The sequence below is a fragment of the Kitasatospora sp. NPDC058162 genome (genome assembly GCF_042884005.1).
Classification (GTDB): Bacteria; Actinomycetota; Actinomycetes; order Streptomycetales; family Streptomycetaceae; genus Kitasatospora.
This window is the reverse complement of the sequence record NZ_JBHVUS010000001.1, coordinates 493598-515244: the sequence shown is the minus strand read 5'-3', so window position 1 is coordinate 515244 and position 21647 is coordinate 493598. Positions and strand designations below refer to the sequence as shown.

The 21647-nt window shown below is 74.3% G+C and carries 21 protein-coding genes, 1 pseudogene and 1 riboswitch; of the genes and pseudogenes, 11 read left to right on the top strand and 11 right to left on the bottom strand.

From position 1 onward, the window contains the following. Positions 1-71: 71 nt before the first annotated feature. Both ACFVXG_RS02175 and ACFVXG_RS02170 read left to right on the top strand, forming a co-directional pair. Positions 72-443, top strand: a complete 372-nt coding sequence (locus tag ACFVXG_RS02175) for a glyoxalase (protein ID WP_387923405.1) — start codon at positions 72-74, stop codon at positions 441-443. Then, positions 404-1096: a hypothetical protein gene (locus ACFVXG_RS02170; protein ID WP_387923403.1), complete on the top strand. Its 693-nt coding sequence runs from the start codon at positions 404-406 to the stop codon at positions 1094-1096. Before ACFVXG_RS02175 ends, ACFVXG_RS02170 begins: the two co-directional genes overlap by 40 nt. On the opposite strand, the gene ACFVXG_RS02165 is transcribed toward ACFVXG_RS02170, so the two are convergent. The 7 genes and pseudogenes from ACFVXG_RS02165 to ACFVXG_RS02135 form a co-directional block, all read right to left on the bottom strand. Continuing rightward, entirely contained in the window at positions 1062-1652 is a 591-nt protein-coding gene (locus ACFVXG_RS02165) for a TetR/AcrR family transcriptional regulator (RefSeq protein ID WP_387923401.1), read from the bottom strand. The genes ACFVXG_RS02170 and ACFVXG_RS02165 overlap by 35 nt on opposite strands. Before the next feature lie 95 nt (positions 1653-1747). Further along, on the bottom strand, positions 1748-3139 hold the full coding sequence (locus ACFVXG_RS02160; protein WP_387923400.1) for an amidase: 1392 nt from the start codon (positions 3137-3139) through the stop codon (positions 1748-1750). A 52-nt stretch (positions 3140-3191) separates the two neighbouring features. Further along, positions 3192-3395 (bottom strand): annotated as a pseudogene (locus tag ACFVXG_RS02155) (hypothetical protein); the annotation flags it as partial. 84 nt (positions 3396-3479) lie between these two features. Then, a complete protein-coding gene (locus ACFVXG_RS02150; protein ID WP_387923398.1) occupies positions 3480-4424 on the bottom strand; it encodes an MBL fold metallo-hydrolase in 945 nt (314 codons plus the stop codon). Between the two features lie 118 nt (positions 4425-4542). Next, entirely contained in the window at positions 4543-5121 is a 579-nt protein-coding gene (locus tag ACFVXG_RS02145) for a TetR/AcrR family transcriptional regulator (protein WP_387923396.1), read from the bottom strand. Positions 5122-5174: 53 nt separating this feature from the next. Continuing rightward, positions 5175-6437 carry a hypothetical protein gene (locus ACFVXG_RS02140; protein ID WP_387923394.1) on the bottom strand — a complete coding sequence of 421 codons (1263 nt, stop codon included), beginning with the start codon at positions 6435-6437 and terminating at the stop codon, positions 5175-5177. A gap of 127 nt (positions 6438-6564) precedes the next feature. Further along, the gene (locus ACFVXG_RS02135) at positions 6565-7554 is read right to left on the bottom strand and encodes a DUF5937 family protein (protein ID WP_387923392.1); all 990 of its coding nucleotides are present in this window, start codon (positions 7552-7554) and stop codon (positions 6565-6567) included. Positions 7555-7621: 67 nt separating this feature from the next. Here ACFVXG_RS02135 and ACFVXG_RS02130 point away from each other — a divergent pair, with 67 nt between their 5' ends. Next, positions 7622-8848 carry an MFS transporter gene (locus ACFVXG_RS02130; RefSeq protein ID WP_387923390.1) on the top strand — a complete coding sequence of 409 codons (1227 nt, stop codon included), beginning with the start codon at positions 7622-7624 and terminating at the stop codon, positions 8846-8848. Between the two features lie 138 nt (positions 8849-8986). After that, complete coding sequence (locus tag ACFVXG_RS02125) at positions 8987-9445, top strand: nitroreductase family deazaflavin-dependent oxidoreductase (RefSeq protein WP_387923388.1); 459 nt, start codon at positions 8987-8989, stop codon at positions 9443-9445. Between the two features lie 65 nt (positions 9446-9510). On the opposite strand, the gene ACFVXG_RS02120 is transcribed toward ACFVXG_RS02125, so the two are convergent. Further along, positions 9511-10965 (bottom strand): universal stress protein, encoded by a 1455-nt coding sequence (locus ACFVXG_RS02120; protein WP_387923387.1) that lies wholly within the window; start codon positions 10963-10965, stop codon positions 9511-9513. A gap of 93 nt (positions 10966-11058) precedes the next feature. Here ACFVXG_RS02120 and ACFVXG_RS02115 point away from each other — a divergent pair, with 93 nt between their 5' ends. Next, on the top strand, positions 11059-12279 hold the full coding sequence (locus ACFVXG_RS02115; RefSeq protein WP_387923385.1) for an MFS transporter: 1221 nt from the start codon (positions 11059-11061) through the stop codon (positions 12277-12279). Between the two features lie 128 nt (positions 12280-12407). Continuing rightward, the gene (locus ACFVXG_RS02110; RefSeq protein ID WP_387923862.1) at positions 12408-12881 is read left to right on the top strand and encodes a carboxymuconolactone decarboxylase family protein; all 474 of its coding nucleotides are present in this window, start codon (positions 12408-12410) and stop codon (positions 12879-12881) included. A 76-nt stretch (positions 12882-12957) separates the two neighbouring features. Here the strand turns inward: ACFVXG_RS02110 and ACFVXG_RS02105 are convergent, their stop codons facing one another. After that, a complete protein-coding gene (locus tag ACFVXG_RS02105; RefSeq protein WP_387923383.1) occupies positions 12958-13629 on the bottom strand; it encodes a TetR/AcrR family transcriptional regulator in 672 nt (223 codons plus the stop codon). A gap of 101 nt (positions 13630-13730) precedes the next feature. Between ACFVXG_RS02105 and ACFVXG_RS02100 the strand changes: the two genes are divergently transcribed. After that, positions 13731-15203: an MFS transporter gene (locus tag ACFVXG_RS02100; protein WP_387923381.1), complete on the top strand. Its 1473-nt coding sequence runs from the start codon at positions 13731-13733 to the stop codon at positions 15201-15203. Continuing rightward, entirely contained in the window at positions 15200-15607 is a 408-nt protein-coding gene (locus ACFVXG_RS02095; RefSeq protein ID WP_387923379.1) for a cupin domain-containing protein, read from the top strand. The genes ACFVXG_RS02100 and ACFVXG_RS02095 overlap by 4 nt, the downstream gene beginning before the upstream one ends. A gap of 99 nt (positions 15608-15706) precedes the next feature. Here ACFVXG_RS02095 and ACFVXG_RS02090 read toward each other — a convergent pair whose 3' ends face one another. Further along, a complete protein-coding gene (locus tag ACFVXG_RS02090) occupies positions 15707-16984 on the bottom strand; it encodes an alpha/beta hydrolase family protein (protein WP_387923377.1) in 1278 nt (425 codons plus the stop codon). A 262-nt stretch (positions 16985-17246) separates the two neighbouring features. After that, positions 17247-17418, top strand: a riboswitch (cobalamin riboswitch). Positions 17419-17595: 177 nt separating this feature from the next. On the opposite strand from ACFVXG_RS02090, the gene metE reads away from it, so the two are divergent. Continuing rightward, positions 17596-19911 (top strand): 5-methyltetrahydropteroyltriglutamate--homocysteine S-methyltransferase, encoded by a 2316-nt coding sequence (gene metE / locus ACFVXG_RS02085; RefSeq protein WP_387923376.1) that lies wholly within the window; start codon positions 17596-17598, stop codon positions 19909-19911. A 67-nt stretch (positions 19912-19978) separates the two neighbouring features. Here metE and cobF read toward each other — a convergent pair whose 3' ends face one another. Next, positions 19979-20740 carry a precorrin-6A synthase (deacetylating) gene (gene cobF, locus ACFVXG_RS02080; protein ID WP_387923374.1) on the bottom strand — a complete coding sequence of 254 codons (762 nt, stop codon included), beginning with the start codon at positions 20738-20740 and terminating at the stop codon, positions 19979-19981. Positions 20741-20853: 113 nt separating this feature from the next. On the opposite strand from cobF, the gene ACFVXG_RS02075 reads away from it, so the two are divergent. Together ACFVXG_RS02075 and ACFVXG_RS02070 are read left to right on the top strand one after the other, a co-directional pair. Next, a complete protein-coding gene (locus ACFVXG_RS02075) occupies positions 20854-20994 on the top strand; it encodes a short-chain fatty acyl-CoA regulator family protein (protein WP_387923860.1) in 141 nt (46 codons plus the stop codon). A 187-nt stretch (positions 20995-21181) separates the two neighbouring features. Further along, complete coding sequence (locus tag ACFVXG_RS02070) at positions 21182-21625, top strand: DUF2690 domain-containing protein (RefSeq protein WP_387923372.1); 444 nt, start codon at positions 21182-21184, stop codon at positions 21623-21625. Positions 21626-21647: the final 22 nt, after the last annotated feature.

Sequence of the window (21647 nt, the reverse complement as noted above, 5' to 3'; positions counted from 1 at the left end):
TGTTGACATACCGACGGTACGCAAATAGGTTCAGTTGACATACCGTTGGTACGTGAATGGGGATGCCGTCCATGCTGGCCAGCTTCCGTCCGGTGATCTGTACGTCCCGCCTCGGCGAGACCCGCGCGTTCTACGCCGGGCACTTCGGGCTCGAGGTGGTGCGCGAGGCGCCCTGGTATCTCGTCCTCGGCCGCCCCGCGCCCCGGCCCGTCGAACTCACCCTCGTGGACCCGTCCCACCCGGAGGCACCCGAGGAGTGGAAGCGGCCGGTGCGCGCGGTGCGGATCGTCCTGGAGGCGGACACCGGGGGCGGACGGACGGTCGTGGACCCCAACGGCGTCCGCGTCGACGTCGTACCGATAGTCGTACCGATAGCTGCGAGGGACCCAAGGGGAGAGGTGCCATGGCAGGAAGAATCGATCCCGACACGGCGGTCGCGGTGATGCGCGCGGCCGGACTGGAACCGCTGGAGCCCTACCCCGGGGCGAACGTGGCCTGGAACTCCCGCTGCACCGACGGCGCCCACCGCGTCGCGCCCACCTTCACCCTGGTGCGGACCGGCCGCGGCGCCGGCTGCCGCCAGTGCGGGCGCACCGCCGCCGGCCGGCGGCGCCGCGCGGCAGGCCGGGAGCGGGCCGAGGCGGACATGCGGGCCGCCGGGTACGAGCCGCTCGACCCCTACCCGGGGGCCAGGGTGCGGTGGCGCTGCCGGCACCTGCCCTGCGGCCGGACCGTCCACCCCCGGCTGTTCAAGATCCGTGCGGGCGGCGGCGGTTGCCTCGGCTGCGCGGGCCGGGCCCCGGTGGACCCGGCCGCCGCCGAGGCGGAGATGCGCGCGATCGGCATGGAGCCGCTGGAGCCCTTCCCCGGCCGGGTGCGCGACCAGTGGCGGTGCCGCTGCACCCGTTGCGGCCACATCGGCACCCCGATGCTCAATAACATCCGTCGCGGCCAAGGCGGTTGCTATCCCTGCGCGCACCGGGACCGGCATCCGGAGCGGCACCCCGATCGGCACTCGGAGCAGCTCACCGCGCGGCACCCGGAGCGGAACCACGAGCGGCTCACCGCGCGCGCAGCGCCTCCAGCAGCCGGGTGAGCGCCCGGACGGTCTCCGCCAGGTCGTCGGGCCCGCCCGAGTCCGCCAGCCACAGCGCCGCCTCGTTCATCGCGCCCGACAGCAGGTGGGTGAGCGGCGCGGCCGGCTGGGCGGGGATCGTCCCCTCATCGATCAGTACGGTGAGCACACTGGCCAGGTGCCGGCCGGAGGTGGCCTCGTTCATGGCCCGCCACTCGCTCCAGCCCAGCACGGCCGGCCCGTCGACCAGCAGGATGCGCTGGACCGAGGGGTCGGTGGAGGTGCTGAGGAAGGCCTCGCACCCGGCGACGAGCTGCTCCCACGGCTCCTCCCGGGCGTCCGCGGTCACGGCGATCCGCTCCGCCACCTCCTGCTGCACCTGCTCCAGCACCGAGCGGAACAACTCGGCCTTGCTGTCGAAGTGGTGGTACAGCGCGCCCTTGGTCACCCCGGCCGCCGCCACGATCTCCGCCAGCCCCACGGCGCCGTACCCCAGGGTCGAGAACAGCCGCCGGCTCTCGCGCAGCAGCGCCTCCCGGGTCTGCTCCCGCTGCCGGGCCCGCACTCCCTGCGCCACTGTGGCTCCTTGTCGTTGACGTACTGAAGGTATGCCAACACGGTACTGGCCCGACACCCCTGTCCGGGAGTGCACCGTGTGCGAGTGCACCGTGGTCAGGCCACCGCGGCGAGCTGCCGGGCCGGCCGGGTCCGCTCGTAGGCGTGGCCGACCCGCAGCAGCGTCGGCTCGCCGAGGGGACGGCCGAGCAGCTGCATCCCGATCGGCAGGCCGGCCGGGTCGTGACCGACCGGAACGGTCAGGGCGGGCACCCCGGTGATGTTGGCGGGGGCGGAGAGGCGCACGTAGGCGTCGGAGACGCCCTCGACCGTGCCGTCCGGCCAGCCGACCGTCGTCTCGTCCGCGCCGACCGCGGTCATCGGCACGCTCGGGGCGGCGATCACGTCGACCTGCTCCAGCAGCCGCTCCCACTCGGCCCGCATGAGCGTGCGGGCGCGCTGCGCCCGGAGGTGGTCCCCGGCGCTCATCAACTCGCCGGCCTCCAGCAGGATGCGGACGTCCTCCTGGTACAGCTCGGGGACGGTGCGCAGGCTGCGCTCGTGGTAAGCCGCGGCCTCCGGCACCATCAGGCCCCACTGGACGGCCTTGATGTAGCGGGTCATCGGGATGTCGACCTCGACGACCTGCGCGCCCAGGGCCTCCACCTGCCCGACGGCGTCCCGGACGGCGGTTTCCACGTGCGGGTCGACGTCGTCGAAGTAGTAGTTGCGCGGCAGGCCGACGCGCAGTCCCGTCAGGTCCGGGTCGGCGCCGGGCCGGTAGTCCGCGGCGGGGACGGACAGCGAGGCGGGGTCGCGCGGATCGTGTCCGGCCAGCGCGGTCAGGACCAGGGCCGCGTCCTCGACGGTGCGGGTGATCGGCCCGACGTGGTCCAGCGACCAGGACAGCGAGGTGACGCCGTGCCGGGGGACGAGACCGTAGGTCGGCTTGAGGCCGACCACCCCGTTGAGCGCGGCGGGCACCCGGATCGATCCGCCGGTGTCGGTGCCCAGGGCGAAGGTCGCCGCGCCCGCCGCGACGGCGACCGCCGAGCCGCCGCTGGAACCGCCGGCGACCCGGCCGCGGTCCCAGGCGTTGCGGGTCTGCGGAGTGGTCAGCCCGAAGGCGAACTCGTGGGTGTGGGTCTTGCCGACCAGGACCGCGCCCGCCGCCGTCAGACGCGCGGCGACGGTGCTGTCGGCCGTCGCGCGGTGGTCGGCGCGGACCCGGGAGCTGGCGGTGGTGGCCAGGCCGCCGACGTCGATCAGGTCCTTGAGCCCCATCGGGATGCCGTGCAGCGGTCCCCGGTAACGTCCGTGCGCCGCCTCGTGCGCGGCCTCCGCCGCCGCCCGTCGGGCCTGCTCCACGGTGACCGTGACGTAGGCGCCCAGGTGCGGTTCCACCTCCTCGATGCGGGCGAGGACGGAGTCGACCAGTTCGACGGGGGAGAGGCGCCGGGCCCGGATCGCGTCTGCGGCGGCGGTGAGGGACAGCTCATACGGCTGCATCGTGCGGCTCCTGTCCGGCGGGGTGGGCGGCGTGGTCGGTGGTGCGGTAGGCCGCGTGGTCGGTGGCCTGGTACGTGGGTCGGTAGGCGGCGGCGGGCGGGACGTCCGCGAAGTCCAGCTCGCGCAGGACCGCGACGACCCCGTGGATGTGGTCGGCGACGGCGGCGACCGCGGCGTGGCGTTCGGCGGGCAGCACGAGCCCGGCGCGGGCCGCCCAGCGGGCGGCTTCCGGCGGGGTGAGTTCGACGGTGGTCATGGACCTTCTCCTTCTGGGCGGAGGGCGGGGGGCAGCGGAGCGCCCGAGGCACTAAGGCCAAGGATTCGCGTCCGGCACCAGACGTCAGGCCCGGGCGCCCGTGATCCCGACGCCGGGCTCGGCGAGCAGCCGGTAGCGGCCGTGCTCCCGGCGGACGGTGCCGGCCGTGGGCCGCGGGAAGTGGGTGCCCAGCAGCAGGGTGTCGGTGTCCGCCAGGCCGTCCAGCAGCCGGGCGCGGGTGCGGATCGCCGCGGCGGAGTCGATGTCGACGCAGCTGTGCACATGGGGGTGGGACAGCTGCACGGGGTGGTGGATGCTGTCGCCGGTGATCAGCGCCCGCCGGTCGCGGCCGCGCAGTTCGACGGCGACCTGGCCCGGGGTGTGGCCCGGGGCGGGGACCAGGTGGACGCCCGGTGCCACCTCACGGCCCTGCTCGGGCACCGCCACGGCGTCGTACTGTCCGGCGTCGCGGACCGGGTCGACGGAGTCGCGGAACATCTGGGTGCGGGCCTCGTCGAGCTCGGTGGCGGCCCAGTGGTCCCATTCGGTGCGGCTGGTGAGGTAGCGGGCGTTGGGGAAGGTGGGGATCCAGTCCCCGCCCGCGCGGCGGGTGTTCCAGCCGACGTGGTCGGTGTGCAGGTGGGTGGTGATCACCAGGTCCACGGACTCGGGCGCGAAGCCCGCCGCCGTCAGCCGCTGCAGGAAGTCGGTGTCGAGGCCGTCCCAGGCCGGGTTGGCCCGGGTCTTGCCGTTGCCGATGCCGGTGTCCACGACGATGCGCAGCCCGCCGGCCTCCACCGCGAAGCTGTGGCTCGCCAGCCGCGGGACCTCGGCGTCGGCGAAGTGCGGGCGCAGCCACGCGGCCTCGTCCAGCACCTCCTTGGTGGCGGCCGGCAGCAGCCACGGCCCGGTCTGGCGGGGGAGTTCGATCTCGTCGATCCGGTGCACGAGGATGTCGCCGAGGCTCCAGCCGGTACTGGTGGCGGTACCGGTGATGGGGGCGGTCGGGCGGGTGGCTGCGCTGCTCATCGGTGGACCCCTTCGGTGGCGCCGGCGTCCGCGGAGGCGGTGCGCGAGCGCGTTAAGGCGAATGCTTTGCATTAAGTACTCTAGGTCGATGATCCACCGAAACGCAATCCCTTAGCTTTTAGCTCCCCGAAGCGGACCCGGCACGGCCGAGCGCCGCCGCCACCAAGCGGTCGGTGTACGCCTGGGACAGGTCCGAGGGGCGGAACAGGATCCGGTACATCAGCGGGGCGACCAGCACGTCCAGCAGCGTCTCCAGGTCCGGCACGGCCTCCCCGCGCCCGGCCGCGCGCACGCAGACGGCCCTCAACTGCTCGGCGGCGTAGTCGGAGCAGCGCGCCGCGTTGCCCTGATCGGGGTCGCCCAGCAGGGCGTCGCGGATGTACGTGCGACCCGCCGTCGAGTCCATCTCCTCCGCGAACTGCACGGTCCACGCCTCCAGGTCCGCCCGCAGGCCGCCGTGGTCGGCCGGCGGGGCGTCGGGGCGCAGCCGCTCGACGGCCACGTCGGACAGCAGCTCCCGCAGGTCCCCCCAGCGGCGGTAGACGGTGGACGGCGTGACCCCCGCACGGGCCGCGATCAGCGGCACGGTCAGCGCCTCCCGCCCCACCTCCGCCTCCAGGTCGCGGACCGCCTGGTGCACGGACTGCTGGACGCGGGCGCTGCGCCCGCCGGGGCGTGTGGTCGCTCGGGCATTCATGGGGGACAGCCTAATGCGAAGGATTCGCGTCTGCTGCGCGCGGCGCAGCGGGGTCAGGCCGTGTAGCGGGCCGTGCGGTACCCGCCCTCGGCGGTCCGGTCGACCTCGGCGGCGTCCCAGGTGTGCGGCGTCGCCAGCTTCCAGCGGGCGCGCAGCACGGCGTGCTCCGCGCGCGTCCTGGTCACGTACCACTCGCCCATCCGGCACCAGGCCAGCGGCTCGTCGGCCTCGGTGGCCACGGCCCGGACGAGCTGTTGCGCGTGCCGGGCGACCTCCGACTCCAGGTACTGGTTCATCCGGTAGGTGGCCTGGTCGCCGTGCTGGAACATGGCGTAGTCGGAGCCGGGCTGGGTGTGCAGCCGCCCGTGCTCCAGCGCCACCGTGCCGCTGCGCACCACCTGCTCCTGGGAGTTGGCGGCGATGCCCTGGTTGAGCCGGTTGAGCAGCTTGACCTTCTCCGGGGTGGCCTCCGGGATCTGGCCGCCGCCGCCCCCCTGGGCGGAGTACACCTCGTGCAGGTCGTAGTCCCCGGTGTAGAGGTACTGCCGCCAGTTCTGGTCGGCCTTCAGGGCCGTCATCGCGGGCCCGCCGCCCGGCTGTCCCATGTCGAGCGGCACGTACGGCTCGCCGTCGGCGCCCTGCTGCACGATCCCGGGGGCGAGCGTGGCGGGCGGGTTGTCGATCCGTACGCCGGCCAGGCCCTGGGCGTTCCAGTGGCCGACGAAGCCGCTCAGGTCGTTGGCGTCCAGCCAGGCCAGGATGGTCGCCGGGTCGCCCTGGACCTGCCCGGGCCCGGTGCCGTACTTCTTGCCGACCGAGGCGGGCTTGATCGACTTCTCCAGGATGGTGTGCGGCTTGGCCTTGGCGCCGTCGGCGATGCGCCGGATCGAGTACTCCCCGGTCTCCCGGACGGCGATGGTGTACTTGTGCTTCTTGCACACCGCCGAGATGGCGGCCCAGTGGTTCTCCCACACGACGGTCCGCAGGTCGGCCGCCCGTCGGCCCGGAGTGACGGCCTGCCCGTCGAACGCCCCGGCCGCGCAGACCTGCAGCACGTTGCTCTCGTCCAGCTGCCGCTGCACCACCGGCCGGGAGCCGTCCTGACCGCCCGCCACCCGCTGGATGGCCGCCCCCGCCTGACGCCGGTCCGCGATCATGCGCGTCGTCGCCGCGTTGCCGACCGTGCGCTGCAGGGCCGTGACGGCCTCCGGGGACATCGCCCCGGCATCCGGCCGCACCCCGCCGCCGGACCGGCGGGCCGGCCCCGCATCACGCTGGGAGTCCCCGGGCTTCTCCTGCTGTTTCCTCGCCTGCATGCTGAAACCTCCTCGGCCCCGTAGCCCCCCTTTATACAAGGGAGTTGGCCGAAGGCGAAGGGTGCTTCCGGACGCACCCCGACGCCTGCCTGCCGGGCCGGCCCCGACCCCGCGCGCACGACACGGATCAGTCACCGGCCGGGACGGACCGGAGGAGGAGCTCGGCCGCGTCGGTGCGCAGGTACAGGACCGTGCGGCCGGTGCGGTGGCGCGCGAGCAGGCCGGCGTCGCGCAGGGCGGCCAGGTGGTGGGAGACGTTCGGGGCGGACAGGCCGGTGCGCTCGACGAGTTCGGTGGTCGACGCGGGGGTGTCCAGCTCGGCCAGCAGCCGGGCGCGGGTGCGGCCGATCACCCGGGCCAGCCCTTCCGGGACCGCGCTGCCCGCCGTCTCCCAGAGCGTCGCCACCCCGCGCGGCGGGTACACCAGGCCCGGTTGCCACGGCGGGTTCTGCTGGGAGAACACGCCCGGCCAGGCGAACACCGTCGGCACCAGGACCAGACCCCGTTCGCCGTCCAGCCGGTGGTGGGCGTCGATCAGCCGGTGACCGATCCGCAGGGTGTCCCGCTCCCAGGTCACCAGCGGGTGCAGGTCGGCGAACAGCGCCGCCGGGCCGCCGGTGGACATCTGCCGGGCCCGGCGCAGGATCTCGCCCTCGGCGAGCCGCTCGATCCCGGCCCAGTGGGGGGCGATCGCGGCATCCCAGTACGCCCGGACCTCCGCCGCCAGCCGGACCAGACCGCTCTCCGGATCCCGCGTCAACTCCGCCACCAGTGGGGGCAGTTCGCCCTTGATCCGGGCGAGGTCGCGGCGCACCACCGCCGGATCGGTGGCGGCCAGCTCGGCCAGCGCCTGCTCGATCGTCGGGCTGGACGCCGTCGGCACCGGGGTCAGGAAATCCGGTACGTACACCGTCGGCAGCCGCACCAGCTGGGACAGCAACTCCCAGTCCACGCCCGCCAGTCGCCGGGCGGCCTGCCGCACCCAGGGCAGGTGGACCGCGTGCCGGCCCGGGTCCTTGAGCACCTCGACGCTCGTCACCACCTCCCCCAGGGGCGAGCGGGCGAACCGCGTCCGGGCGAGGTCCTGCGCGGAGAACTCCCAGGTGAGCACGGGCATCCTCCGTGAGGATTCGATCAGGATGGAATGTCTGGGCGGTGGTGATCATTCCAGGGAACCTCGGTGCATGACCACCACCGCGCTCCCACCGCTCCGCGACCGCCTCGGCCTGCCCGGCACCGCGGGCCGCTCCCGCCTGATCGGCGCCCACCTCGTCGACAGCCTCGGCACCGGACTGATCCTCGCCTTCGTCCTCGTCTACTTCACCCGCACCACCGACCTCCCGCTCGCCACCGTCGGCGCCGCCGTCTCCACCGCCCGGCTGCTCGCCCTGCCCACCGCCCTCGCCGTCGGCCCGCTGATCGACCGCCACGGCGCCCGCGTCGTGGCCTCCGGCGCCAACGCGCTCTCCGCGCTCGCCTACTGCGGCTTCCTGCTCACCCACCAGGCGTGGCAGATCGTCCTGGTCTGCCTGCTCGCCCAGATCGGCCACGTCGGCTACTGGACCGCCAGCACCGGCCTGGTGGTCCTCGCCTCCCACGAGGGCGAGCGCACGCGCTGGTTCGCCCTGGTGCAGACGCTCCGCAACGCCGGGATGGGCCTCGGCGGGGCGCTGGGAGCCGTCCTGATGGCCGGCGGCGGAACGGGGGCGTTGCGGCTGCTGGTGGTGCTCAACGCGGCCAGCTACCTGCTCGCCTCCGTCCTGCTGGCCGGCTGGCGGCCGCCCACCACAACAGCCGTCCAGGAAGCCGGAGTTGCCGAAACGGGCGGCTACCGCGCGGTCCTGGGGGACCGACGGTACCTGCTGCTGGTGGCGGTCAACCTCAGCTTCGTCTTCGCCTCGATGATCCTCAGCATGCTGCTGGCCGTCTACCTCACCACTGGCCTGCACCGCAGTGCCTCGGTGGCCGGCGCCCTCCTCGTCCTCAACGGCGTCCAGGTCGTCCTCACCCAGGGCGTCGTCGCCCGTCGACTGGAGGGCCGGCGCCCCACCCGGGTGGTCGCCGCCGGGGCGCTGCTCAACGCGTTCGCCTTCGGCCTGTTCGCGCTGCTCGCGGCCGCCCCCGGCTGGGCCGTCCTGCCGGGCCTGTTCCTCGCGATGCTCGTGTACAACCTCGCCGAGACCGTGGCGACCCCCTCCCGCGAGGTCCTCAGCGTCTCGCTCGCCGACCCGGCCCGGCGCGGCCGCTACCTGGCCGTCTACCAACTCTCCTGGAACGTCGGCCAGGCCGTCGCCCCGGGCCTGCTCACCCTGCTGCTCGAGCGCGGCGCCGCCTGGCCCTGGCTCCTCCTGCTCCTCCTCAGCCTCGCCGCGGTGCCCGGCCTGCTGCGGCTCGGCCGCCGGGGCTGCTGACAGCGCCCCGCTCCGGTCCGGAAAACCACCGGAACGGCCACCGCGCCGACACGGACGCGCGGGCGGCACCCGATAGGCTTCCTCGCCCGACCATCGGTCGGAGACCACACTTCATGACGTGACGATGGGGTGAAAGCCATGCCTCTTGAGGGCGAGTACGAGCCGAGTCCGGCACAGTGGGTGCGCGATCAGGTCGAGCTGTACGAGAGTTCGGGCGGCACGCAGGGGACGACGCTCTGGGACACCGGCCTGCCCGTCATCATCCTCACCACGCGCGGGGCGAAGAGCGGCAAGATCCGCAAGACCCCGTTGATGCGCGTGGAGCACGAGGGGCGGTACGCGGCCGTGGCCTCGAAGGGCGGCTTCCCGCAGCACCCGGTCTGGTACCACAACGTCACGTCCGACCCGCACGTGGAACTCCAGGACGGGCCCGTACGCCAGGACATGACGGCCCGTGAGGTCACCGGGGACGAGAAGGCCGAGTGGTGGGAGCGCGCGGTCGCCGCGTATCCGGCGTACGCCGAGTACCAGGAGAAGACCGACCGGGTGATCCCCGTCTTCGTCCTGGAGCCCGCGCGCGGGCCGGGCGCCTCCTGACGCACAAGGGGGCGGCGAGGGCGGCGCGTTCAGCCGTGCGTTGAGCGGCGCGTTCAGCCGTGCGTTCAGCCGTAGGGGACGACGGCGACCGGGCAGTGGACGTGGTGGATGGCGGCGTGGGCGACCGGGCCGAGGTGGTGGTGGCGCAGCGGCACATGGTGCAGGCGGCGGCCGATGACCAGCAGACGGGCGGTGGCGGCCGCGTCGACGAGTTCGACGGCGGCCTTGCCGCGGACCAGGTCGGCGGTCACCTCCACCTCGGGGTGGCGGGCGCGCAGCGGGGCCAGGGCCTCGGCGAGGCCGGTCCGCTCGACGCCGGCGACTTCGCCCTCCAGCCCGCCGATGGCGTCGAAGGCCATGTACTCGCTGCCGGCCGGCCGGGCCCAGACGTGGACGACCCGCAGCGGCGCCGAGCGCAGGGCGGCGGCGTGGAAGGCGTAGGCCAGGACCTGCTCGGTCGGGTGGGCCAGGTCGACGCCGACGGTGACGGCGCCCTCCGGCTCGTCGTGGTCGGCGCGGACCAGCACCACCGGGCAGGCGGCGCGGCGCAGCACCTCCTGGCTGACCGAGCCGACCAGGAAGCCGCGCAGGGTGCCCAGCCCGCGGGAGCCGAGCACCAGCACGGCGGCGCGGTGCGAGGCGGCCTCCAGGGCCTCGACCGGGTCGGCGGACACGGCGGCGGAGGAGACCGGGAGGCCGGGCGTCAGGGCGGTGAGTGCGGACTCGCGCTCGGCGAGGTGGGCCAGGGCGCGGTGGTAGGTCTGGTCGCTGCCGACCACGTCCCGCTTGGGCAGGGGCCAGGCCTCCAGGACTTCGAGCGGGAGGCCGCGGCGCTGCGCCTCGTGGGCGGCCCACCCGGTGGCGGTGAGGCTCTCGGGGGAGCCGTCGAAGCCGACGACGACGGGGCCGGTGGAGGGGCTGGTGGGCGCGGGTCCGGTCACGGGGTGCTCCTCGGGTTCCGCGGCGCGGGGAGGGCCGTACCCGGCCGTCGGGGCCGCCTCGGGTCTGCGACCCCCAGTATCGGCGGTGGCCGGGGGCAGCACCTCTCGGGGCTCTCGGGATTCCTCGGGGCCGGGGTCCGACGGCGGCGGCAGGAAGCCGTCGGCGAGGGGTTCGCCGGTGAGGGCGGCGTCGACCCGGGCGCGGATGTGGGCGAGGGTGGTCGGGCAGGCGAGCGGCTGGTCGCGGTGGCAGTTGAGCATGTGGGTCAGGACGGCCGCGGCGTGCTCCAGGCGGCGGGCGCGGGCCAGCATCCCGGCGCGCTGGGCCTCCAGCAGGGCCCTGCGCTCGGCGGCCTGCCCGCTGGCCAGGACGGCGGCGGTCCCGCTGACCGGGATCATTCCGTCCACGTGCCAGAGCTGGACCAGGGCGAGGCGCTCCAGCGCCCGGCGGTCGTAGTACCGGACCCGGCCGCGCCGGGTGGTGGGGGCGACCAGGCCGCACTCCTCGTAGTAGCGCAGGGCCGGTACGGAGAGGCCGAAGGCCGCCGAGACCTCGGTGATCGAGTGGAGTTCCGACATCGGTGGCCCCTCCCCGGGCTTGCGCTCAAGCGCACTTGAGCGAGAACGCTTAGGCAAGCCTAACTTCCCGCTATTCGAAGGGTGCGCCCGCCCATGACACCGACGACCGCCACCACGGTCCGCACGAACCCACCGACGCCGACGCCGACCCGCACCGCGCCCGCCTCCGGCGCGCTGCTGGTGCTCGGCTTCGTCCTGCTCAGCCTCAACAGCCGGGTCGCCTTCGGCCAGGTCGGCCCGCTCGCCCCGGTCGCGGGCTGGGGCGCGGGCACCGTCACCGTGCTCGCCCTGATACCCCCGCTCTGCATGGGCCTGTTCGCGCCGCTGGGCGCGCTCGCCCGGCGGCGGCTCGGCGAGGAGCGCGGGCTGTTCTGGGCGAGCGTGCTGCTGGTCGGCGGCGCGGTGGTGCGGACGGCGGGGATGCCCGGGCTGTACCTGGGCACGGCGTTGGTGGCCGCGGCGGTGGCGGTGGTCAACGTGCTGATCCCGGTGTTCGTCCGGGCCCGCTTCGCGCCCCGGCGGATCGGCACCATGATGGGCGTCTACGCGCTGTCGATGGGCGCCGGTTCGGCGGTGGTCGCCGCGCTGGTCGCGCCCGTCGCGGGCGCCTGGTCCTGGGAGGCGGCGATCGCGCTCGCCGTCGTCCCGGCGGTGCTCGCCGCGGTGGGCATGGCCCCGCAGCTGCGGGCCGACCGGCCCGCTCCGGCCGTCGGCGCCCCCGGGGTGCGGCGCCCGGTCGGCCGGACGGCGCTGGCCTGGAGCCTGACCGCCTACTTCGGCATCCAGACCCTGGTCTTCTACGCCACCCTGGCCTGGCTGCCCACCATCCTGGTCGGCGCGGGCGTGAGCCGGACCACCGCCGGCACCGACCAGGCGGTGATGATCCTCGGCCTCGCCGTCGGCGGCTTCCTCGCGCCCACCCTGGCCGCCGCCCGCCGCGACCAGCGCCCGCACATCCTCGGCGTGGTCGCGGTCTGTGGGCTCGGCTTGCTCGGCCTGCTGCTCGCCCCCGCCGCCGGGGCGCCGGCCTGGGCCGGGATCCTCGGCATCGGGATGGGCGGCGGGCAGGCCCTGGCCGGGGTGCTCTTCACCCGTCGGGGCACCGACCAGGACCACGTCGCGGCGCTGTCCACCATGGCCCAGACCGGCGGCTACCTGATCTCCGCCGTGGGCCCCGCGCTGGTCGCCGTCCTGCACGGCGGCACCGGCTCCTGGACCGTCCCGCTGCTCGCGCTGATCGGTCTGCTGCTGGTCGGCGCGGTGCTGAGCATGCGGGCCGGTCATGACGGCACGCGCGGCGCGGAACAGGGCTGAGGAATTCTCCGGGGCGCTGTCACACTCGGGCGCCGGGATCCGTCGGGTCAGTGAAAGCACGATCACTCGAGAGGAACACCACCGTGAGCACCGACCTCACCACCCGTACGATCACCGCCGAGATCCCGATGCGCCCCCGACTGGCCACCGACCCGACCGAACTCGTCCCCGAACTCGCCGACGTCTCGGCCGCGTTGTTCCGAGCCGTCGGGAACCGGTCGATCCCGCGCACCGTCATCAGCCTGGTCCAGCTGCGGGCCGGACAGATCGCCGGCAGCACCTATCTGACCGTCCTGCACACCGGGTTCCTGCGCAAGGCCGGTGAGTCGGAGGAGCGGATCACCTCGGTGGCCACCTGGCAGGACTCCCCGTACCTGACCGCCCCCGAGCGGGCGGCCCTCGCCCTGGCCGAGGCCGTCCTGCAGCCCAGCCCGCACGGCGAGCGGGTGTCGGACGAGCTGTACGCCGAGGTCGCCGCGCACTACGACGACAAGGCGCTGACCACCCTGATGCTCGCGATCGGCCAGGTCAACTTCTTCACGGCGATCGCCCTGATCGCCAAGCCCGTCCCCGGGAAGGCCTTCACCGACCCCTGGGCCTGAACGAGCCCTGGGGCCTGAGCGGCTCACCGAACCGACCGGCCCGCCGAGCGCTTCGCTCGGCGGGCCGGTTCCGCGTTCAGCCCGCTGCGAGGAGGCCGGAGACCAGGGCGCGCAGCCCGTCGCGGTAGGTGTCCTGGGCGGTGAGGGGCTCCCAGTGGGCGGCGACCTGGGCGAGCCGGGGGTGCACGGCCGGGTCGAGGCCGGCGAAGACCTGTTCGCGGTAGGTCGGGCGGTCGTCGTCGGTGCGGCGCCTGGCGGCGGTCGTGCGGACCACGATCTCCCCGGCGGTGTAGTACCAGATCGCGCGATAGCCCTGGGCGGCGCGTTCCGGGGTCAGGCCGCAGCCGACCAGTCCGTCGACGATCTGCTCGACGAACCACAGGGCGTGGGTGGAGAACAGGTCGTCGGCGGCCAGCACTTCGACGATCCAGGGGCAGGCGGCGAGCGCGTCGTGGATCGCCGCGGCCGCGGCGAGGACCCGTTCGCGCGGGTCGGCCGGCAGCTCGACGGGGTGGAGCGTGCGGGCGGCGTAGTCGTCCAGCAGCAGGACGAGCAACTCCTCCTTGTTGCGGACGTGGTGGTAGAGCGCCATCGGGGTGCTCCCGATGTCGGTGGCCAGGCGGCGCATGGTCAGTCGCTCGACGCCCTCCTCGGCCACGATCCGGCGGGCCGTCTCGACGACCTCCTCCCGGGAGATGCGGGGAGGCCGGCCGGTGGCCTTGCGGGGGGCGGGGGAGGGCTGCTGCATGCCTCCATCATGCCCCGCCGCGATGCCCCGCTGATCACCGGTGAGCTGCGCCGCTCTCCGGCGGCTCGACAGCGGTGAGCCTCCGGGGGTACTTTCCTTACATGTATAAAAACTCGCGAGGCCGACCCGGCCTGGTGCTCGCGGCGGTCACCGTCGCCCAATTCGTCTTCGCCCTCGACATGTCCGTGGTCAACGTCGCGCTGCCCGCGATCCGCGACGCCCTGGGCTTCGCCCCGCTCGACCTCTCCTGGGTCGTGCACGTCTACGCGCTCACCTTCGGCGGACTCCTGTTGCTCGGCGGCCGCGCCTGCGACCTGTACGGGCGGCGGCAGTTGCTCGTGCTCGGCCTCGCCGTCTTCGGACTCTGCTCGCTCGCGGGCGGGCTGGCGCAGCAGCCCTGGCAGCTGGTCGCCGCCCGAGCCGGGCAGGGCCTGGGCGCCGCGGCGGCCGCCCCGGCCGCGCTGGCCATGCTCACCACCGCCTTCCCCGAGGGCCCCCGGCGGGTCCGCGCCCTCGGGGTGTGGAGCGCCGCCAACGCAGCCGGGGGAGCGCTGGGGGTGCTGGCCGGCGGACTGCTGACCGAGTACGCCAGTTGGCGCTGGGTCATGCTGGTCAACCTGCCGATCGTGGCAACTGCCCTCGCACTGCTGCCCGGTGACGCGGCCGTAGGCGGGGTGGCGCAGCCCGTCCGGCAGGAACGGCGGGAACAGCGGGAGCGGCTCGACGTGCTCGGCGCCGTGCTGGCCACCGGGGGAGTCGGGCTGCTGGTGTTCGGCGTCGTCCGCACCGACGTCCAGGGCTGGGGCTCCCCTGCGACCCTGGGGACGCTCGCCGCCGCCGGTGCGCTCCTGGTCGCCTTCGTGCTCGCCGAACTCCGTTCGCCCGCACCGCTGTTGCGGCTCGGACTGGTGCGCAGCCGGTGGGTCGCCGGGGCCAACCTGCTGGTGTTCCTGGCCGCCGCCGGGCAGTTCGCGGCCTTCTACTTCGTCTCGCTCTACCTGCAGCAGGTCCTCGGTCTGGGCGCCGCCGCCACCGGTGCCGCGTTCCTGCCGTTCTCCGCCGGGCTGGTCGCGGGTTCCCTCCTCGCGACCCGGATCACGGCGAACCGCACCCCGCGGGTGGCCCTGGTGCCCGGGGCCGTGCTGGCCGCCGTCGGGCTGGGGTGGTTCGCGCTGATCAGCCCGGGCGGCGGCTTCCTCACCGACGTCCTCGGCCCGTCCCTGGTCACCAGCGTCGGCACCGGACTGGTCCTCGCCCCGGTCGCCGCCGCCGCGACCACCGGCGTCGCACCCCGCGAGGCCGGCGCCGCCTCCGGCCTGCTCAACAGCTCGCGCCAACTCGGCGGCTGTGTAGGCCTGGCGGCCCTGGCCACCCTCGCCGCCCACCGCACCGGCACGGCCACCGACCCGGCGGCCCTCAACGACGGGTACGCCCTCGGGCTGGCCGCCGGCGCCGTGCTGTTCGGGCTGGCGGCGGTGGTCGCCGTCACCGTCCTGCCACGCCGCCGGGCCGCCGGGGCGGAGGTCCGCCCGCTCGACTCCGTAGCACCCCGACTGGAAGGAACGTCCTCATGACCACCCACCCGATCGCTGCCGTCGACCTGTTCGCCTCGGCGCTGCACTTCCGCCCCGACGGTGAACTCCGGGCCACCGAACGGCGGATGAGCGGAGGCGGAGACCCGGAAGCCTGGCAGATCGCGACCTTCCACGTGGAGACCGACGCCGACGTCCACGCCGACCACTGGGAGATGCACCCCGAGGCGGAGGAAGCGGTGTGCTGCCTGGCCGGGGGCGTCCGGGTCTACCTCCGGCCGGTGGAGCCCGGCGCCGCCGAGGAGTTGGTGCGGCTGCCGGCCGGCAGCGCCGTCATCGTCCCGCGCGGCCGCTGGCACCGGCTCGAACTCGATTGCCCCAGCGACCTGATGTCGATCACCCTGCGCACCGGGACCCGCCTGGAACTGCGAGCCGCCGAGCGCTGAGTTCTTTCGCCCCGAAGGTGGAGGTCGCGGGGTCGGTGAGGGCGGGGGCGCAGTCCTTCACCCGCCGGGCCCGGCGGGTGAAGGACTGCGGGGCGCGCGCTACCGCTCGTAGACCATCTCGGGGAAGCGCGGCGACGGGCCGTCCAGGAGGTGGTCGTCGTGGCCGCGCAGCCAGCGGTCGAAGAACGAGGCGACGTACGAGCGGGTGGCCAGCACCGCGCGGTCCGGACGGATGTCGCCGACGTCCTCGGTGAGCTGGTCCCCGCTGATCGCGCCCTGGCGGGCGAGCTGGGGCAGCAGTGACTGCGCGTCGGTGTAGGAGCCGTGGCGGGAGCCGGTGAGGGTCACGTCGGCGTGCCAGCCGGTGCTGTGCTGCCACAGGGCGTCCCAGCCGGGCTGCTGGTGGTAGCTGCCGGAGTCGGGGTTCTGGGTGCCCATCAGCAGGAAGGGCCGGTTCAGGCCGTCCGCGGCGACGGTGGGCAGGGGCAGCTGGATTCCGGAGCCGTCGGCGCGGGGGAAGTGCAGCTGGCCGTCGAGGTTGATGCCGACCTTGAGGCGCGGATCGTCGTGCATGGTCTGCAGGGCCGCGGAGCCGCCCCCGGAGTGGCCGACCATGCCGATCCGGTCGAGGTCGAGGGAGGCGCCGAGGCCGGCCGGCAGCTGCGCGTCCTGGCGCAGGCCCGTGAGCTGGTCCAGGACGAAGCGGGTGTCGTCGACCCGGGCCTGCAGCATCTTGCGCAGCAGCGCGCCGTAGTCGAGGCCGGGCTGGCTCATCAGCGTGGGGAAGACGGAGGTGGCGAGGTCCCCGTCGGGGAAGGCGACCTCGGAGGCCTCGTAGGTGTGGTCGACGGTGACGACGACGTAGCCGCGCGAGGCGAGGTCCTCCACCAGGCCGGTGCCCCAGGTGCGCGGGTCGCCGAAGCCCGCCTCGTACAGCACGACAGGCCGCTTGCCGCCGGGCAGGACGGGTGCGTCCGTGCGGGCGTGGGTGCGGATGCCCGCCCAGTCGGTGCGGCCGGGCTCGAACTTGGCGTTGAGCTGGCCGATGCTCCCGGCGCTGCCGAAGTGCTCGGCGGCGGCGGGGAGCATGTACGGCGCGCGGTCGTCGCCGGTGGCGGGCCGGGTGGTCGGGTACCAGAAGCTGACCATCAGCTTGCGGTGCTGCCCGGGCTTCCAGGGGTCGTCCCGGCCGTCGTCCGTGAGCTGCAGGGCTGTCGTGCCGATCGGGTACGGCCCGGTGGGCTGCGGCAGCCAGGCCCTGGCCTGCCGCTCGGTGCCCCGCCCCTGCGCCGCCACCGCACCCGGCGCGCCGACCACACCCACCACCGCGGTCGCCGCCAGCAGCACCGCCGCCACGGCCCGTCCTCGCCCGCTCATCGCCGTTCCTCCTCGTTCGCTTCCGTCTTCGCTTTCAACACGGGCGACGCTACGGCCGAGTACGGGCGGAAACCGTCATACCGGGGTGCCAAGTCCCGCTGTAGTACCCCGGTATGACGGCATCCGGCGCTACGGCTGCGTCCGTCGGGCTGACGTTGTCTCAGTATGCGGACGATCGGGTGAATCCCCGGCCGGAAACCGGCGGACTGCCCGTAGGGTGGCCGGTGCAGTTGGTTCGCCCCGTCCGCCAGGCGGGGTGTCGTAAGAGGGAACCCGGTGACGCCTTTCGACTGGCCAGTCCGGGACTGCCCCGCAGCGGTGAGTGGGAACGACCGCCGTCATACGCACTGGACCCGGATCGGGTCTGGGAAGCGACGGCCAGTAGGTGTCCGTCCTGGAGATCGGGACGGGCGGGCCCGCGAGTCCGAAGACCTGCCACTGCCCGTGCGCGACCGTTCGCGCGCGGCCATCCGGTGACCTCGAGGGCGGGTCGGCGACCACACCTGGCGGAGCCGTACCCGTGTGCGGGCGCCCGTCCGGTCCGTCGTCCCTTCGCGTCCTCGTCCCCGTCGCCGGGCACTTGAGGAAACAGGCTCGCGAAGGAGAGTCCCTTGACCACGAAGTCCGCAGCCGCGGCAACCCTCGCCACCGCGTACGGCTACCCCCGCCAGGGCCGGGGCCGTGAACTGAAGAAGGCGATCGAGGGCTACTGGAAGGGCGCCGTCAGCGCGGAGGCCCTGCTCGCCACCGCCGCCGACCTGCGCCGGGAGAACTGGGCGCAGCTCGCCGGGGCGGGTGTCCAGGAGGTGCCGACCGGCGACTTCTCGTACTACGACCATGTGCTGGACACCAGCGTCGCCGTCGGCGCGATCCCGGCCCGGCACCGGGCCGCCGTCGAAGTCGACGCGCTGGACGGCTACTTCGCCATGGCGCGCGGCACCCAGGACGTGGCGCCGCTCGAGATGACCAAGTGGTTCGACACCAACTACCACTACCTGGTACCCGAGTTGGGGCCGGACACGGTGTTCGCCGCCAACCCGGCCAAGGCGGTCGGCGAGTTGCGCGAGGCGCTGCTGCTGGGCCACGCCGCGCGCCCGGTGCTGGTCGGGCCGGTGACGTACCTGCTGCTGGCCAAGCCCGCGCCGGGCGTCGCCGAGGACTTCCAACCGATCACCCTGCTGGACCGGCTGCTGCCCGTCTACGCCCGGCTGCTCGCCGAGCTGCGGGCGGCCGGCGCGGAGTGGGTGCAGCTGGACGAGCCCGCGCTGGTCCAGGACCGCACCCCGGCCGAACTGAACGCGGCCGCCCGGGCCTACCGTGAGCTGGGCGCGCTGACCGAGCGGCCCAAGCTGCTGGTGGCCAGCTACTTCGACCGCCTCGGCGACGCCCTGCCCGTCCTGGCCAAGGCCCCGGTCGAGGGCCTGGCGCTGGACTTCACCGGCCCGGCCGCCGCCAACCTGGACGACCTCGCCGCCGTCGGCGGGCTGCCCGGCAAGCGGCTGGTCGCCGGGGTGATCGACGGCCGCAACATCTGGATCAACGACCTGGGCGCCTCGCTGGCCACCCTGGCCACCCTGCTCGGGCTCGCCGACCGGGTCGACGTCGCGCCGTCCTGCTCGCTGCTGCACGTGCCCCTCGACGCCGCCGCCGAACGCGACGTCGACCCGCAGATCCTGCGCTGGCTCGCCTTCGCCAAGCAGAAGGCTCGGGAGGCCGCCCTGCTGGCCCGCGGCCTGCGCGAGGGCACCGGGGCGATCACCGCCGAACTCGCCGCCAACCGCGCCGACTTGGCCTCCCGCGCCAACTCGCCGATCACCCGCGATCCGGCCGTCCGGGCCCGCGCCGCGGCCGTCACCCCGGACGACACCCGGCGCGCCCAGCCCTACCCCGTACGCGCCGAGGCCCAGCGCGCCCGGCTCGGGCTGCCGCTGCTGCCGACCACCACCATCGGCTCCTTCCCGCAGACCACCGAACTGCGGCTCGCCCGCGCCGACTTGAGTGCCGGACGGATCGACGCGGCCGCGTACCGGGAGCGGATGGAGGCCGAGGTGCGCGAGGTCATCGGGTACCAGGAGAAGGCCGGTCTGGACGTCCTGGTGCACGGCGAGCCCGAGCGCAACGACATGGTCCAGTACTTCGCCGAGCAGCTCACCGGCTACCTCGCCACCCGGCACGGCTGGGTGCAGTCCTACGGCACCCGCTACGTCCGGCCGCCGGTCCTGGCCGGGGACATCTCCCGCCCGCACCCGATGACGGTCGACTGGTTCCGCTACGCCCAGGGCCTGACCGGCCGTCCGGTCAAGGGCATGCTGACCGGCCCGGTCACCATGCTCGCCTGGTCCTTCGTCCGCGACGACCAGCCGCTCGCCGAGACCGCCCGGCAGGTGGCGCTGGCCCTGCGCGAGGAGGTGACCGACCTGGAGGCCGCGGGCGCCGCCGTCGTCCAGGTCGACGAACCGGCCCTGCGCGAGACCCTGCCGCTGCGCGCCGCCGACCGCCCGGCCTACCTGGACTGGGCAACCCAGGCCTTCCGCCTGGCCACCTCCGGCGTCCGCGCGGACACCCAGATCCACACCCACATGTGCTACGCCGAGTTCGGCGCGATCATGACCGCGATCGACGAACTCGACGCCGACGTCATCTCCTTGGAGGCGACCCGCTCCCACATGGAGGTCGCCGGGGAGCTCGCCGGGGCCGGCTACCCGCGCGAAGTCGGGCCGGGCGTCTGGGACATCCACTCCCCGCGCGTCCCCAGCACCGAGGAGGCCGTCGAACTGCTGCGGGCCGGCCTCGCGGCGATCCCCGCCGAGCGGCTCTGGGTCAACCCCGACTGCGGGCTCAAGACCCGCGGCTGGACCGAGACCCGCGCCTCGCTGGACAGCCTGGTCGCGGCCGCCCGCCGACTGCGGGCGGAACTCGCGGGCTGACCCGCGTCCAAGGGGCGGGCACGCGGCTTGGCCGCATGCCCGCCCCGAGGCCGGGAGAACGGCTGGGTCACTCCTCGGTGCGCCGCAACAGGTAGGTGTCCATGATCCAGCCCTTGCGCTCGCGGGCCTCGGCGCGCAGCCGGGCGATCTCGGGCGCGGCCTCGTCGAGCGGGCCGGAGACCAGGATCTCGTCCGGGCCGCCGAGGTAGGCGCCGTAGTGGACGTGCACGCCCTCCGGGTCCAGCCCGGTAAGGGCGGCCTGTCCGTCGAGCATCACCACGGTGTCCTCGCTGCCGGGGCCGAAGCCGTCGGCGGCCAGCCGGCGGGCGGTGGTGATCCGCAGCGGGCGGCCCACCCCGGTGAGGGTGGTGCGGTGCCGGGCGGCGAGCACCGAGACGCTGCTGATCCCGGGGACCACCCGGTAGTCGAAGGCGCCCGGGGCGGCGGCCAGCACCTCGTCGAGGACGGCGGTCACGCTGTCGTACAGGCTCGGGTCGCCCCAGACCAGGAACGCGCCGGTCTCGTCCGGCCCCAGGTGCTCGGCGACCAGCCGCCCGACCAGCTCGGCCCGGCGGCGGCGCCAGTCCTGGACCGCCTCGGCGTAGGCCGGGGTGGTGCGGTCGCGCTCGGCGTCCGGGACCTCGACCACCCGGTGGCCGGGTCGGCCGTGCTCCTCGATCATCCGGCGGCGCAGGCGCATCAGGTCCTGGCGCTGTTCGTTCTTGTCGAGGAGGAGGAAGACGTCGGTGTCGGCGAAGGCCTTGACGGCCTGGAGGGTGAGGTGGTCCGGATCGCCCGAACCGATACCGATGACGATGATCTGCCGCATATCGCGATTCTCCCCGACCCGCCCGGACGGATCGTCCCCGGACCACCGGACCACCGGACCACCGGACCACCGCGGCGCCGGGCCGCGTCCACGTCCAGGCCGCCGCCACCCCGATCGGCCTCGGCTGCAAGGTCGGTGAACGCCCCACCTGCGCGCAGAGCTCCGCCCCGGCCATCGGCCGACCGCTGGCCGTCGACGAGCACACCAGCACCTTCGTCCCGTACGCGTTGCGGACGGAGACCGGTACGGGATGAGTAGGCCCTGTCGGCCAGGACGACGTCCGGCCCGGTACGGGGCTGCCCCCGCGTCCCGGCGGCGTCCCGGGACGCAGGCGGGCGTCCCGGGACGGGCGGGGACGCGCAGCCGGTGACACGGGCGGGCCCCGGGCGCGAAACTCTGCGTCGCGGATCCCGCACGACGATTCCCCGAAGGAGCCCCTCCATGCGCCTGACGACCCGCCGTATCGCGAGCACCGGTGCCGCCCTGGCCATAGCCGTGACCGGCCTGCTGCTGGGCGCCGGCGCCTCGCCCGCGTTCGCCGCGACGAGCTGCTACGCCAGCAGCTGCAGCGGACTCAACCCCGCCGACACGACCTGCGCCAACGACGCCCGGACGATCCAGACCTCGTCGTTCGGCGTCGAACTGCGCTACAGCCCCTCCTGCCGGGCCGCCTGGGCCCGCCGTGCGTCCGGCATGAACGGGGTGGGCGACACCATCTCGGTCTGGAACAACTCCTCCTCCACCCCCGACTTCAATGCCCTGCACGTTCCGGCCAACGGCTCCGGGCCGTACTACACGCGCATGGTGAACGACGCCGACATCAAGTCCCGGGCGTGCGACGTCGTGGACAACTACGGTGGCGTCTCCTGCACGGACTGGTTCTGACCCGGACCCGCCCGCGACGACG

Coding starts and splice junctions, on each gene's coding strand:
- ACFVXG_RS02175 (WP_387923405.1), top strand. CDS start 72: ATGCTGGCCAGCTTCCGTCCGGTGATCTGTACGTCCCGCCTCGGCGAG.
- ACFVXG_RS02170 (WP_387923403.1), top strand. CDS start 404: ATGGCAGGAAGAATCGATCCCGACACGGCGGTCGCGGTGATGCGCGCG.
- ACFVXG_RS02160 (WP_387923400.1), bottom strand. CDS start 3,139: ATGCAGCCGTATGAGCTGTCCCTCACCGCCGCCGCAGACGCGATCCGG.
- ACFVXG_RS02150 (WP_387923398.1), bottom strand. CDS start 4,424: ATGAGCAGCGCAGCCACCCGCCCGACCGCCCCCATCACCGGTACCGCC.
- ACFVXG_RS02145 (WP_387923396.1), bottom strand. CDS start 5,121: ATGAATGCCCGAGCGACCACACGCCCCGGCGGGCGCAGCGCCCGCGTC.
- ACFVXG_RS02140 (WP_387923394.1), bottom strand. CDS start 6,437: ATGCAGGCGAGGAAACAGCAGGAGAAGCCCGGGGACTCCCAGCGTGAT.
- ACFVXG_RS02135 (WP_387923392.1), bottom strand. CDS start 7,554: ATGCCCGTGCTCACCTGGGAGTTCTCCGCGCAGGACCTCGCCCGGACG.
- ACFVXG_RS02130 (WP_387923390.1), top strand. CDS start 7,622: ATGACCACCACCGCGCTCCCACCGCTCCGCGACCGCCTCGGCCTGCCC.
- ACFVXG_RS02125 (WP_387923388.1), top strand. CDS start 8,987: ATGCCTCTTGAGGGCGAGTACGAGCCGAGTCCGGCACAGTGGGTGCGC.
- ACFVXG_RS02120 (WP_387923387.1), bottom strand. CDS start 10,965: ATGTCGGAACTCCACTCGATCACCGAGGTCTCGGCGGCCTTCGGCCTC.
- ACFVXG_RS02115 (WP_387923385.1), top strand. CDS start 11,059: ATGACACCGACGACCGCCACCACGGTCCGCACGAACCCACCGACGCCG.
- ACFVXG_RS02110 (WP_387923862.1), top strand. CDS start 12,408: ATGCGCCCCCGACTGGCCACCGACCCGACCGAACTCGTCCCCGAACTC.
- ACFVXG_RS02105 (WP_387923383.1), bottom strand. CDS start 13,629: ATGCAGCAGCCCTCCCCCGCCCCCCGCAAGGCCACCGGCCGGCCTCCC.
- ACFVXG_RS02100 (WP_387923381.1), top strand. CDS start 13,731: ATGTATAAAAACTCGCGAGGCCGACCCGGCCTGGTGCTCGCGGCGGTC.
- ACFVXG_RS02095 (WP_387923379.1), top strand. CDS start 15,200: ATGACCACCCACCCGATCGCTGCCGTCGACCTGTTCGCCTCGGCGCTG.
- ACFVXG_RS02090 (WP_387923377.1), bottom strand. CDS start 16,984: ATGAGCGGGCGAGGACGGGCCGTGGCGGCGGTGCTGCTGGCGGCGACC.
- cobF (WP_387923374.1), bottom strand. CDS start 20,740: ATGCGGCAGATCATCGTCATCGGTATCGGTTCGGGCGATCCGGACCAC.
- ACFVXG_RS02070 (WP_387923372.1), top strand. CDS start 21,182: ATGCGCCTGACGACCCGCCGTATCGCGAGCACCGGTGCCGCCCTGGCC.